The sequence below is a fragment of the Clostridioides sp. ES-S-0010-02 genome (assembly GCA_020641055.1).
Lineage (GTDB): Bacteria > Bacillota > Clostridia > Peptostreptococcales > Peptostreptococcaceae > Clostridioides.
The window spans coordinates 2375839-2389518 of record CP067345.1; the positions used below are offsets into that span (position 1 = coordinate 2375839).

The window sequence follows — 13680 nt, forward strand, 5'->3', positions numbered from 1 at the left end:
TTTAGTCCTCTATTTGCAATAATATTATTATTTTGGATACACAAACCTCACAAATATCTTAACAATTAAGTTTCTTATTTTTAGAAGGTAAAAAATATAATAAAATTTCTCTCAACACTTGTAATTACAATTCTTTTATATTATAATTCTTTAAATTAAATATTTAAAGTTATACTTTAAAATTATTTAACTATCTAGGAGGAAAACATGTATCTTAAATATCTGCAAACTTTTAAGACTATTGTTGAAGAAGGTAGCTTTTCAAAAACGGCAGACAAACTGAATTACACACAATCAACAATTAAAAATACCATTTATAATAGATGAGAAAAACTGCATTTTTAGACAGATATTTGAGACATATTTACGAGAAAAGGATATTACTTTAGACCATACAATTGAACTTTGGAGTATACCAACAATTAAAAATTTAGTAAAAAATGATATGGGTATATCTTATCTCCCCACATTTACAATAGAAAGTGAAATTAAATCAGGAGATTTATGTGAAATTAAAACAGATTTAAGTAGTAAAACTATCACAGCTGTCTGTGCACATCACAAAAATAAATGGATTAGCCCTCTTATGCAGTTATTTATTTAGTTAGTTGCTGCAAATTAAAAATAGTAAAACAATAAATATGACATAATAACCACTCAACTTCTAAATTCAAAACTTTGTAGTTATGAATATACTTTAGATATGAAAAAGAAGGTAACAACTATACTTAGTTGCTACCTCCTAATCTTTTTTCTCATTTCTTTTTTCCCAAACTCTACTGAAATATCAAAAAATGATGCTATATTCTCAGTAAAAAACTTATTTTTATGATATGCAATATCAAATGTCCTGCATAAGTCAATGCCTTCAATATCACAAGACCATAAAAGATTTTTCTTTACGTAATCTTCAACAAGAAGTTCAGATATAACAGCAATACCAAAATTATCTGTAACTGCTCTTAGAATAGCTTCAGAGTTATAACATGACCATCTAATATTCATTGGTATTTTTAATTCTTTCAATTGATTTTCTAATTGCGCTCTTGTTCCACTTCCCAGTTCACGCATAATTAATGGCTGGTTTGAAAGTTCTGAAACTTTTACTGAATCTCGATTGTAAAATTTATGCTTATTGGAACATACAAGTACAAGGTGGTCCTTAATAATGCTTTTTATCACAATATCTGGATGATTAATCTTTCCTTCTACAATTGCAATATCTAATTCACTATTAAGTAATTTTTTTACAATTAGACTTGTATCTTCAACAAACACTTCAGGTTCCACTAAAGGGTTTCTTTTATATAACTCTAATATTATTGGGCTTATCACACAAGTACCAACAGTTACTGTTGCTCCAACTCTTATTCTAATATTTTTAGCACAATGTTTCATACAATCAATCATCTCTTCATTTATAGATAAAAGATGCTTTCCATATCCTAGAAGCTTTTTTCCTGCTTCAGTTAGGTATAGTTTTTTTGAAATTCTATCAAATAATTTAACTCCATACTCTCTTTCTATTTCCGAAATAGCTTGACTAACTGACGACTGTGTAATATACATATTTCTTGCAACTTCACTCATTTTGCCACATTCAGCAACCCTTACAAATATCTCAAGGCTACGAATAGTCATATTATCACGACCTTACCAAATATTAGTAAATACTTATGATTTTATTAACATTTTAGTATTTTACAAATACATTGTCAAGAACTATAATTTTAGCATAGAGTTATAAAAAGGATTGGAGTGTGATATTGTGAAAGTATTAATTATAGGTGGAGTTGCTGCTGGAACAAAAACTGCTGCAAAAATAAAACGTGAAATGGGTGACAATTGTTCTGTTACAATCCTCAATAAAGGCGAACATATTTCTTATGCAGGCTGTGGCTTACCATATTATGTTGGTAAGGTTATTGAAGATAAATCATCTTTAATTGTAAATACACCTGAGAGCTTTTCTAAACTAACAGGAGCAGAAGTTCGATGTGGAGTTGAAGTTACATCTATTGATAGAAAATCAAAACAAGTAGTTTTGAAAAGAATTTCAACAGGAGAAGAAGAAACTATTAGTTATGATAAACTTGTAATTGCCACAGGAGCAGACCCAATAAAACCACCAATACCTGGAATCGATTTATCTGGAGTATTCTTCATGCGTACTCCAAATGATGCAATAGCATTAAGAGATACTGTCGAAAATGGAGTCAAGAGAGCTGTTGTCATTGGTGGAGGCTTTATTGGTCTTGAAATTGCTGAAAATCTTTCTGCTATGGGTATACGTGTAAGTGTTATTGACATGGCCGAACATGTTATGCCTGGATTTGATACCGATTTCGCTGAATATGTTGAAAATCACCTAGCTGATAAAGGTATTATGATTTTCACAGGCGACCAAGTTATAGGAATTGAAGGTGAAAATAAAGTAGAAAAACTTCGTACCAAAAATAGAGTTATTAAAACAGATTTAGTGGTTATGTCAGTTGGAATTCATCCTAATACAGCCTTTTTAAATGATACAGATTTAGAATTTGCTCCAAACAAAACACTTATAGCTGATGAATTTATGCTTACAGCTGATGAAAATATATATGTAGTTGGAGATTGTGCTTGTGTAAAAAATGCTTTGACAAATAAACCTACATGGTCACCTATGGGTTCATCTGCAAATCATGAAGGTAGAATTTGTGCTCAAAATATAGCTGGAAAATCTAAAACTTATAAAGGAGTTCTTGGAACAACTGTAGTCAAATTGCCAGAACTTAATGTAGGAAAAACAGGTTTAAGTAAAGAGTCAGCTAAAAAAGAAGGTTATGATGTTTGTTCTGTTACTATAGCTACTGATGATAAGGCTCACTATTATCCTGATGCATCTAATTTTATAATAAGAATGGTTGCTGAAAAACATACTAGAAAGTTATTAGGTGTTCAAGTTATGGGCCCTGGTGCAACTGATAAGATAGTAGATATAGCTGCCACTGCAATAACTTTGGGAGCAGACCTTTATTCATTAGAAAGTATGGACCTTGCATATGCACCACCTTTCTCAACAGCTATTCATCCTTTTGTAGTGGCAGTAAACGTGTTACAAAATAAACTTGATGGAGAACTCGATAGTGTTTTACTTGATGAAATTGAAGATTTTGATAGCTGGACTAAACTTGATGTTTCAAAAGCCCCTTCTATTCCTAACCTACGTTATTTACCTGTTGGTGAAATTAATGGAGAAATTGAAGGTCTTTCTAAAGATGAAAAGATTCTTCTTCTATGTGCAAAAGGTAAAAACAGCTACATGGCTCAAAATCGTTTAAGACGATTTGGTTATACAAATACAAAAGTCCTTGAAGGTGGAATACTATTTTATCCAAATCTTAAAGCAATGGAGGATTAATTATGAATAAGATTACAACAGAACAAAAAAAGGAATTAAAAGGTAGAGGCTTTTTACCAAGTAGAGATGGAGAACATTTTGCTGCACGTATAATAACTGTAAATGGAGTAATCAATACCTCACAAACGAAAAAGATTGCTGAGGCTGCTGAAAAATTTGGAAATGGTCAAGTAGCATTTACTACTAGATTAACAGTAGAATTACCTGGTGTAAAATTTGAAGATATTGAAGCTTTAAGTGAATTCATTGCCAGTGAAAATTTAATCACAGGTGGAACAGGTTCAAGAGTTCGTCCTGTTGTAGCATGTAAGGGAACTGTTTGTGTTCATGGATTGATTGATACACAAGCACTAGCTGCTGAAATTCATCAAGAATTTTATAAAGGATGGTACGATGTAAAGTTACCTCATAAATTTAAAATCGGTGTTGGTGGATGCCCTAATAATTGTATTAAACCTGACTTAAATGACCTTGGAATTGTTGGTCAACGTGTACCTGATTATGACCCTGAAATATGTGTTGGATGCAAAAAATGTTCTGTTATGGAAGTCTGTCCTGTCAAAGCCGCTAAATTAACAAATAAAGGAAAGCTTGAAATAGATAATAATTTGTGCAATAACTGTGGTAAATGTATAGAAAGTTGTAATTTTGATAGTATTGAAGAAAAAGAATCTGGCTACAAAATATACATAGGAGGAAAATGGGGCAAATCTGTTCGCCCTGGAACACAAATTGATAAACTATTTTCAAAAGAAGAACTTATGACTTTAATTGAAAAAACTCTTCTTTTATTTAGAGAACAAGGTAAAACAGGTGAACGCTTTGGAATTACGATTGATCGAATTGGTGTTGATAAATTTATAGAAATGCTTTTATCAGATTCTGTATTGGAAAGAAAGCAAGCTATACTTGATGCTCCTTTACATCTTAAAGGTGGAGCTCAGTGTTAATAAGAGTATTTTTAATTTAAATTTTAAGAGTATATTTAGCGTATATAAATAATCTATATAAAAATAATATAGTAATCATATGCCAGATAGATATAGACACAAAGGATTTATAAAGATAAATTTTTAATGCATCTTTATAAATCCTTTCTTTATCAAAACTGTATACTTATTTTATTCTAATTATATATCAACACTCTTTTTAATATTTATTAAGATAATTTTATATATAAACCATGATACAATAAAAAGACCTAGATATTAATCCAAGCCTTTTAGTATTAAATTAATTTTGAATTGTATTAATTGAAAAGTTTACTATACCACTATTTCCATTTTCATTTACAACCAAATACCAAGTTCCTGTATTAGGAACTTTCATTCTACATAGAGTTTTCTTAGCAAATCCACCATAATAATCATAGTTTCTTTGATTTTTAAATTTAACATAATTTATATGATCTAATAATATCACATTAGCTTGTTTCTCCAAGTTTACTTCTACAATATCCCCTTTTTGCAGATGCATCTTACTATAACTATATTCCATTTAATTAACCCTCCACAATTGAATAACTTTTCTTATTTATTACATATTAGTCCTCTATATCTGAAAATTTATTTAAAATATCATAAATACTATATAATTACATGATTAACCAGCTCTAACCTTATCTACTACAACCCAAAGTCTATTTAAAATATTATTAGCAACAACTTTTCCATCCCATGTTACTTTTTCATCCTTATTTTCTAACAAAGCATAATACCCAGAGTCAGAACTTTCATCTTTATAGATTGTAACATAAAATTCTTCATCACTATATTCAGGTCTATCTTTAAAGTCTTCAGATATTTTACATTTTATTATATATCCTTCTAATTCTTCCTCTATAAACAAATTAATTCCTCCAATCTCTATATTTTTACTAATTATACCATATTATGTCATAATCTATGTATTTTATAGGAAATTTCTATTTTTTCTTTATTTTATAAGAGTATTATATAATTTTATACTTTTTTACTTTATATTATATTCATTAACTCTTTTATTTTCTTATATATTTCTTTATAATTAATATATTTTTTTATTAGTTTCTACAATCTTATAGACATAATTATATCTACTCTCTTTATGTTAAATAATTTATTTTTATTTAGCATAGTATATTTTTTCTTGTCAATTAATATTTTCTATATTAAATTATATTGGCTAAAATATAATCAAATTGATTTAAAAATTATATTAAAAGAAAATAATATTTATCTAATAAAAAATAGCACTCCCCTAAATGGGAAATGCTCATTTTTCAAGATTATTTTTGATCTTCTAGTATATCATTTAAGGCATCATATGTGAAATTTATTATTTCACCACAGCTTACTTTATTTTTTTTCAATGAAGCACATATTTCTGTACTGTATTTAGCCCTTACTTTATTCATTAATTCTCTTGAATACTTTCTTGCCATATTTTCATCTAAGTTATTATTTCGTCCATTTAAATATCCTATTATAACAACTGCTGCATTTACAGCTCCACAGACACTCCCTACAGTAATTCCAACTCCCATACCACTTCCTATTGAAATTGGTATATCTGTTTCATGTTCTTCATTATAAGATTTTATTAATGCTTCTGCACAAGTGTATCCTTGGCTATGATATATTGATGGTCTTGTCATTTTTATACTTCCTTTCAATTTTTATTTTAGTTTACGTGTTCTCATAGTGTATAAATAAAATATTATTAACCTTTTTATATAATATTTATTATGACTATAAACTTAGAATTGTATTTACTTCAAAAAATTCATAATTTTATTCATTTGATTGTCTAATACTTCAAATATTACAAAACAATGTTTAACAAAAAACTACAATAAGTTACAACTAAACTAAAAACAACATTTATACTCAGTTCAATACTTATGATACTTTTTTATTTGTAGAAACATCTTTGTTATATCTTAATATTATATCCTAAATTTACTTTGACTTCTGTGACTTAGTCACATACTCTATATTTATACCTCATTAAGATTTAATTTAATAAGAAATACGCTTATAAAAACATATAATTTTTATTCTCAGATTTTATGGGAAGGATATATCAAAGTTATTCTTTAAACTAAATACCTATACTTTTGTTTATATACACTAACAGCATCATTCCATGCTTCTTGTTCCTTTATGCCCTTTTCCTTAGCTATTTTTTGTGCTAATTTTCTTATTAATGTAGCACATTCCAGTATTCCAATATTAGATATTTTATCTCTATCAACTCTATATAACATATAAATTTATCTCCTTTAAACTTTTATACAAATTAATTTAATTTTTAATCTTACTTAATACTTATCTTTGTAGTAATTTTAAACTTTATATATGTGATATATGTGAAGTACATTAGAATAAATTTAGAATTTAAACAAAAGTAATCTTATAAATATTACTTTTTAAACTTAATCCACTGTCCACTTTGACTCTCTTTGTACTTTACCTATCTTTAAAAACAATTTCATAAATAATATATATAAACGTTACTATTACTATGTCTTACCTATATGCTATATACTTAATTTTGATATTTATTACATTAAACTCTGAAACATTTATTATAATTTATTAAATTAAGTAATGCATTAAGTAGTTTAATTCTTTGTATTTAAACAAAAGATTTGCTAAAATAAAAATAAGCAATAATACACAAATTAAACTCTAAGGAGGTTAGCAAATTGAAAAAAATACTTATAACAGGTGCATTAGGACAAATAGGCTCAGAATTAACACTCAAGCTAAGAAATGAATATGGAGAACAAAATGTAATTGCTAGCTCAAGAAGAACAAAAGAAGGAAATCCTGTATGTGAATCTGGTATATTTGAAATATTAGACGTCACAGATAAAAATCGATTCTTTGAAATCGCAAAAAAATATGATGTGGATACTATAATTCATCTAGCTTCTCTGCTTTCAGCAGTTGCAGAAAGTAAACCTTTAGAAGCTTGGAATTTAAATATGGATGGATTGATAAATGGTCTTGAAATAGCTAGAGAATTGAATTGTAAGTTTTTTACACCTAGTTCAATAGCTGCATTTGGTGAAAATTCTCCAAAAAACATGACTCCTCAAGATACACTACAAAGACCTAATACTATGTATGGTGTAACTAAAGTATCTGGTGAATTACTATGTGATTATTATCATTCAAAATTTGGAGTGGATACTAGAGGAGTTAGATTTCCTGGTCTTATTTCTTACGTTACTCCTCCTGGTGGTGGAACTACAGACTATGCAGTTGACATATATTATGAAGCATTAAAAAATAAAAAATATAAGTCTTACATAGCAGAAGGTACAAAAATGGATATGATGTACATGCCTGATGCTCTTCAATCTATAGTAGATTTAATAGAAGCTCCAGCTGAAAAACTTATTCATAGAAATGCTTTTAATATCACTGCTATGAGTTTTGCTCCTGAAGAAATAGCTGATTCTATAAAAAAATACATACCCGATTTTACAATAGAGTATGATGTAGACCCTGTAAGACAAAGTATAGCTGATTCTTGGCCTAATTCATTAGATAGTAGCAGTGCTGTAAATGAATGGAGTTTTAAAGCTAATTATGATTTAGATAAAATGACTAAGGATATGCTAGAAAAATTATCAGAAAAAGGAATTGGCAAATAACAAATTAAGAATTTAGTACCAAAAAATTCAGAGAATAAAACATCTTATATTTATGATTCTATTTTATAATCTTCACTTTTACATAGCTTTTATTCTCTGAAAGACTAACAGTTTTTATTTTTAACATACAACAAACTATTCTTTATAAGCATATTAGTAGTTTTCTAATATGGATTAATCATATAAAAATAAACAGAAAGGAAAAAGCTACTATTGCAAGTATAATAAAAAAACTTAATCAAATTTTACTATACTTTGCATATTATAATACAAGTAGTAGGTGTTAATGTTGCTAAATTTAAGAGAAATTAGAGAAGAAATAATTAAAGAATATATAGGCAATAATTTAATCTCTGAACTTACAGAAGAATTAAAGAACATTCTTATAACTGATTTAAAATCTAACCCATTTAAAAGTAATATTGAACTCAGTATAATACCCGCGAATATAGAAATATTTAAAAAGATAGAAACTAAATTGTTAGAAGCTAAGGTTAATCTAAAAATAGGTTGGGAAAGAATACTTATAAATTCTATCTTAAAAGATTCCTTTGATTTAAATTACGAAATAAATAAAAGTTGTAATGAGCCTTTGATGTTCAGAATCATTATATCAATTGATTCTTATGACGCTTAATCTCATTAAATAAATATCTATGAGGATGTGCTTTTAATTTATGAAATACAAGTTATTTATAGACTTTGAATTTAATATATTAGATGATAATAAATACAAGCTAGAATATAGTGGAGCTGAATTGATTTCAATAGGTTGTGTTTTGGTAGATAATGACTTTAATATAGTTGATGATTATTATTCTTTAGTTAAACCAAAATACAATGAAATACTTTCATTTAAGTGTAAAAAACTCACTAAATTAAACCAGTTAGAAATTAATAATGCTCCTAATCTTTTATATGTTATGGATGATTTTTTCAAATGGTTTAAAAAATTTAGCGATGTTACAATATATAATTGGGGTGATTTTGATATTGCTGGTCTTCTAAATTCCTTTAGAGTATATAAATATGCGGGTACCTGCTTAGAGTTATTCAATATGATGATTGATATTCAACCTTTTATATCTCAGCATATTACATATAAAAATAGAGTCTTATCTAAGCAACTATCTTTACTAAATATGAAAAAGATTTTTTCTGTAGAGGGAGAAATTAAACATAATTCACTTTCAGATGCTCTGGATTTAATGAATGTATGTAAATGCTTTTACCTTAACTATCCTAAAGATACTAATACACTTGAAGAATTATACAATAAACTGCCTCCTATTAAAAATCCTTTATATTATATTCCCTATTTTGAGGATGAAAATTTTGAACTTAAATTTGATAAGACTCCAGAAGATATAATAATGTATCTTAAACAAATATTCAATATATTAAATATAAGTAAAAAAGACATTTATTTTAAAAAAAGAAGTGTATTAGTAAATAATTCTAAAATTATCAACTTCAAAAACTTATCTTCTTCTTTTAAATTAATAAAGCTCAATGAATTTGAAGAATATCCTGATTTTGTATTGAAATTAGGTGATAAAAAGAATTTTGTTGAATCTGTAGTTAAGATAAATAAAAGTAATAGAAAATCCATAAAAAATTTAATATTGAGATTATCAAGAGTACCTTAAATGATTGAATTCAATTGTTTAAGGTATTTTTTATAATCTGAATTATTTTTTTTATATAGGATATACTAACTTAGTATAAATATTTTTTAAAGGAGTAATTGATAGATATGACAGTGGTATTAATAAGAAGTATTATATTATACATAACAGTGTTGATTGCACTTAGAGTCATGGGAAAAGGTGAAATCGCTGAAATGAACTGTTTTGACTTGGTCATAACACTTTTAATTGCAGAAGTTGCATCCGTCCCAATGGAAAATAATAATATACCAATTATAAATGGTGTTGCAGCAATAACTGGCCTTGTAATTATGCAGACTCTAATTTCATTTTTATCCTTAAAAAGCAGAAAATTAAGTTCATTTTTATCAGGTAAACCTTCTGTCTTAATTGACAAAGGAAAGATTGTATATAATGAACTTAAAAAAGAAAGAGTTAGTATAGATGAGTTGTTAGAACAATTGAGAATTCAAGGTTACTTCAACATAAAAGATGTACAATATGCTATTTTAGAGACTGATGGTAATTTAAGTGTGGTTCCAGCATCAAGTTATAATAGTACTCCTCCAAGAGCTTTTAACCATTTACCAATTCCACTTATTTTGGATGGTAAAATAATAAATAAAAATCTTGATATGGCTGAAAAAGATACTAACTGGTTAATGGGTATCTTAAAGTCTAACCACATAGAAACTTTTAAAGATGTTCTTATTTGTGTTTTAGATGAAAATGACAAAATATTTATTCAAAATAAGAAGGGTGATTAATATTGAAATCTACAACATTTGTTATACTATGGGCTGTTTTATTTATGCTATTTGGATTTTATGTTAATAATAAACTATATGATTTTACGGAAGATTACAAAAACAATATGTCTATATTAGAGAAATCTATAGAAAATGAAGAATGGGAAAAAGCTCAAAAAGAAGCTGATTCTATATCTACTAGATGGTCTAAAGAAAGAAATCATTGGTATAAAGTTTTAAATCATGAATACTTTGACGAAATAGGTCTAAAATTTAATATTCTTGATAAAGCAATTTATACTGAAAATAAATTAAAATCCTTAGAAGAAGTTGAAAGCATAAAAACATATTTAGGAAATATTGTTGAAAGTGTTAAGTTTGATATAAATTATATATTTTAACAGTCACAAATAAGGATATAGATAAAGTAATAATTCTATATCCTTATTTGTTTATTTACAATTTACTACTATCAGAATAAATTTTTAGAGCTTCTCCAATGAATTTGGATGCTCCTTTACCATATTTCTTATCAGTCACCTGTATATAGCTAGAATTTTGTAAATAAAGTTCTGACAAATAATCTAAATGATTCTCTCCTTCATCTATCTTGTAAAATTCATTCATTCGGTTAATTTCATATACTATATCTCCAACAATATCTTGAATCTCTTCTGAAGAAGGATTTTTACTTAAGTCTGCCACAAGCTTTTCATATAATATGTTTATTTTGGGTTGTTTATTACCTAAATAACTCTTCAAAACTTCTCCAATAAATTTACACGCTCCATTACCATACTTTTTATCAACTTCTTTTATCCATATAGGATTTAGTAAATAATTTTGCACCATGCTATACCAATTATCATCTCCATACTCCATATTAAAAAGTTCATAATCTTTCTTAGATGTATCTGTTATCTCTTTAGCAATTTTTTGAAGTTCCTTTGATAAAGGATTTTTATTTAAATCTGCTACAAGTATTTTATATAGTTCACTTAATTTTGGATGATTATCTTCCAAACAGTCTTTTTTAAATTCATCAAATTGTTCTGCTAAAGTCAATATATCACTATTAAAATTTTTCTTTATAGCCTCAGAATATTTCTCAATACTTCCATATATTTTTATAGCCATTTTAGCAATTTCATCTTCTTTAGATTTAAACTTCTCAATATGTTCATTATATTTCTCTACACTACCATAAATTTTAATTACTTTATCTTCATGCTCTATTTTAAATTCCTCTAATACTTTAAAATATTCACTCATATCAAATTCTTTGAAGTTTACTACATTTTCTCCTTTTAACGTTTTGTCTATAATTTCTATTAGACTATCCAATCTTTTACGTTTTATAATAAGTAGCTTTCTTTGACTTTCTAGAGCATGCATTTTATCAAAGTATGGGCTTAACATTATATCTTTAACTTCTTTTAAAGGTATCTCAAGCTCTTTAAAAAATAAAATTTGTTGAAGCGTTTTAATAGCTTCATCATCATAAAACCTGTACCCTGCTTCTGTAATTTCACTTGGTTTTAATAAACCTATCTCGTCATAGTAATGTAATGTGCGCACACTTATTCCTGTCAAATCTGAAACTTGTTTTACTGTTCTCATTGCCTCACCTCAAAATTTTATTTTACAGCTACGAATATTAATAAATATTTATATACCTATCAGTATTTATTAATATTTTCAAACTATGTTTTCATATTACAATATAACGTGGTGTTAGAGTCAACACTTTATAAATATATAATTTGATTTTTTGAACTCATTTCATATTTAAATTTTGATTATCTAGTTAATATACTTTTTATTAAAAAGAAATCTTGTTCTATATTCATATACCTAACATTAAGTATCCAGATTTCATTTGTTTCAAAATTTCGGAAAATAGTAAAGGAAGTTTTTCAGTTTCATCAGCCTTATTCAATAAATAATCTATTATTATATTAGATATTTTTTCAATTATAATTGCGCTTTCTTCAAAAATCTCTGCTACTTCTACCCAACAGTCATTTTTGTATTCAGTTCCAATAGATTTAAGCATCTTGCTCATTTTATCAAAACCACCTTTAAATTCGACACTATCTGGTTCTTCAATTCCTTTGATTGCATTTGGAATAGTTGGTACTGTTCCAAAAAACATAACCATATTAGCTAAAATCCTATCATAGTCATCTTTTTCCAGTTCATGTTTCCATTGTGACAATTCTTTGATAAACTTTTCAAAACCTTTATATCCTAAAAACCCTGTAGGTGGATTTAAAAACATATCACGCTTTATAGCGAGTGCTTCTTGAGCAATCTGATATTTATTCTTTGAACTATTCATTCTAACTGTACAAATTGTATTCGCTTTGCTTAATCCAGGATAACTACAATTCATACATTCACATAGTTCATCATAAGAAATAGAGATTAAATCAGTTATCCCACAATCATATAAATATATTCTTTCTTCTATATCATCATACCCTACCATAAGCACATAATGAAAAGGAATATGCTCTTTATGATATAATTTTTCATAATATGGCAGATAATACATATCTAAGGCTCCTAAAACAACTGGATAACCAGAATCAATTTCTGATTTTGCTTTTTTTAAAGCTTGTTCATACTTTTTAAACTCATAGTGTTTATATTCAAAACCAACAATAGGTGCTAAAAATTCATACATTTTTTTGGTTCTTCCATCCCCCAAAGCAACCATTCTCTTTAATTCTTTTTTATTTGTTTTTAGATAACAAAACGAGCCAAAACCTGATAATAAAAAGAAAAAATCATTTGGCAGAGATTCACCCATTTTATTCATATATATATCTTCTATACCATTCCACATACATTCATAATCATGTAAATGGTGCTTTATTTCAATTATTTTCCTCATTTAATTTACCTCCATTTATAAATAATTTCATTATGGAATTAATAGTGTTTTCATAAATTATATCTTTATAATTTCAAATGATATGGTTATTGCCTTCTACGATTAGTAGCTTTTTCATGTATATTTTTAATTAAACCTAGTATAAACCCTCCTATAATGTGAGAGTCAATGGCAAAATTCAAAAATAAGTATTCATATTGTGTAACTTATAATAAAATTAGACTTTTAATGCTTGTAAATAAGTAGAAAATCTTGAGAAAAATAAGTTTTAAAATTTCTTGTATTGTAATCAAATAAATTATTACAAATAATATAATAATTTTATATAAAAAAGAGTA

Annotated in this window: 14 protein-coding genes and 1 pseudogene; 8 read left to right on the forward strand and 7 right to left on the reverse strand. The window is 26.8% G+C overall.

All coding sequences use genetic code 11. The features are described from left to right. Nucleotides 1-211 precede the first annotated feature (211 nt). Nucleotides 212-604, forward strand: a pseudogene (locus tag JJC01_10920) (LysR family transcriptional regulator substrate-binding protein). A gap of 131 nt (nucleotides 605-735) precedes the next feature. On the opposite strand, the gene JJC01_10925 reads toward JJC01_10920, so the two are convergent. Continuing rightward, nucleotides 736-1641: a LysR family transcriptional regulator gene (locus tag JJC01_10925; GenBank protein ID UDN56705.1), complete on the reverse strand. Its 906-nt coding sequence runs from the start codon at nucleotides 1639-1641 to the stop codon at nucleotides 736-738. 127 nt (nucleotides 1642-1768) lie between these two features. On the opposite strand from JJC01_10925, the gene JJC01_10930 reads away from it, so the two are divergent. Together JJC01_10930 and JJC01_10935 are read left to right on the forward strand one after the other, a co-directional pair. After that, the gene (locus tag JJC01_10930; GenBank protein UDN56706.1) at nucleotides 1769-3400 is read left to right on the forward strand and encodes an FAD-dependent oxidoreductase; all 1632 of its coding nucleotides are present in this window, start codon (nucleotides 1769-1771) and stop codon (nucleotides 3398-3400) included. A 2-nt stretch (nucleotides 3401-3402) separates the two neighbouring features. After that, the gene (locus tag JJC01_10935) at nucleotides 3403-4350 is read left to right on the forward strand and encodes a (4Fe-4S)-binding protein (GenBank protein UDN56707.1); all 948 of its coding nucleotides are present in this window, start codon (nucleotides 3403-3405) and stop codon (nucleotides 4348-4350) included. A 283-nt stretch (nucleotides 4351-4633) separates the two neighbouring features. Here the strand turns inward: JJC01_10935 and JJC01_10940 are convergent, their stop codons facing one another. The 4 genes from JJC01_10940 to JJC01_10955 form a co-directional block, all read right to left on the reverse strand. Next, nucleotides 4634-4897, reverse strand: coding sequence for a DUF1883 domain-containing protein (locus tag JJC01_10940; protein ID UDN56708.1), 264 nt, complete (start codon nucleotides 4895-4897; stop codon nucleotides 4634-4636). 105 nt (nucleotides 4898-5002) lie between these two features. Beyond that, nucleotides 5003-5248, reverse strand: coding sequence for a hypothetical protein (locus JJC01_10945; GenBank protein ID UDN56709.1), 246 nt, complete (start codon nucleotides 5246-5248; stop codon nucleotides 5003-5005). A gap of 418 nt (nucleotides 5249-5666) precedes the next feature. Then, the gene (locus tag JJC01_10950) at nucleotides 5667-6035 is read right to left on the reverse strand and encodes a C-GCAxxG-C-C family protein (protein UDN56710.1); all 369 of its coding nucleotides are present in this window, start codon (nucleotides 6033-6035) and stop codon (nucleotides 5667-5669) included. A gap of 441 nt (nucleotides 6036-6476) precedes the next feature. Then, a complete protein-coding gene (locus JJC01_10955) occupies nucleotides 6477-6647 on the reverse strand; it encodes a hypothetical protein (protein ID UDN60227.1) in 171 nt (56 codons plus the stop codon). Nucleotides 6648-7088: 441 nt separating this feature from the next. Between JJC01_10955 and JJC01_10960 the strand changes: the two genes are divergently transcribed. The 5 genes from JJC01_10960 to JJC01_10980 all read left to right on the forward strand — a co-directional run bounded on the left by JJC01_10960 (nucleotide 7089) and on the right by JJC01_10980 (nucleotide 10844). Then, a complete protein-coding gene (locus JJC01_10960; protein ID UDN56711.1) occupies nucleotides 7089-8045 on the forward strand; it encodes an L-threonine 3-dehydrogenase in 957 nt (318 codons plus the stop codon). A 289-nt stretch (nucleotides 8046-8334) separates the two neighbouring features. Continuing rightward, the gene (locus JJC01_10965) at nucleotides 8335-8682 is read left to right on the forward strand and encodes a hypothetical protein (protein UDN60163.1); all 348 of its coding nucleotides are present in this window, start codon (nucleotides 8335-8337) and stop codon (nucleotides 8680-8682) included. Between the two features lie 40 nt (nucleotides 8683-8722). Next, on the forward strand, nucleotides 8723-9694 hold the full coding sequence (locus tag JJC01_10970; protein UDN56712.1) for an exonuclease domain-containing protein: 972 nt from the start codon (nucleotides 8723-8725) through the stop codon (nucleotides 9692-9694). A gap of 107 nt (nucleotides 9695-9801) precedes the next feature. Continuing rightward, nucleotides 9802-10461: a DUF421 domain-containing protein gene (locus tag JJC01_10975; protein ID UDN56713.1), complete on the forward strand. Its 660-nt coding sequence runs from the start codon at nucleotides 9802-9804 to the stop codon at nucleotides 10459-10461. A gap of 2 nt (nucleotides 10462-10463) precedes the next feature. Further along, complete coding sequence (locus JJC01_10980; GenBank protein ID UDN56714.1) at nucleotides 10464-10844, forward strand: DUF4363 family protein; 381 nt, start codon at nucleotides 10464-10466, stop codon at nucleotides 10842-10844. Nucleotides 10845-10899: 55 nt separating this feature from the next. Here the strand turns inward: JJC01_10980 and JJC01_10985 are convergent, their stop codons facing one another. Then, the gene (locus JJC01_10985) at nucleotides 10900-12063 is read right to left on the reverse strand and encodes a MerR family transcriptional regulator (protein ID UDN56715.1); all 1164 of its coding nucleotides are present in this window, start codon (nucleotides 12061-12063) and stop codon (nucleotides 10900-10902) included. A gap of 226 nt (nucleotides 12064-12289) precedes the next feature. Further along, on the reverse strand, nucleotides 12290-13342 hold the full coding sequence (locus JJC01_10990; protein UDN56716.1) for a DUF4872 domain-containing protein: 1053 nt from the start codon (nucleotides 13340-13342) through the stop codon (nucleotides 12290-12292). Nucleotides 13343-13680 lie beyond the last annotated feature (338 nt).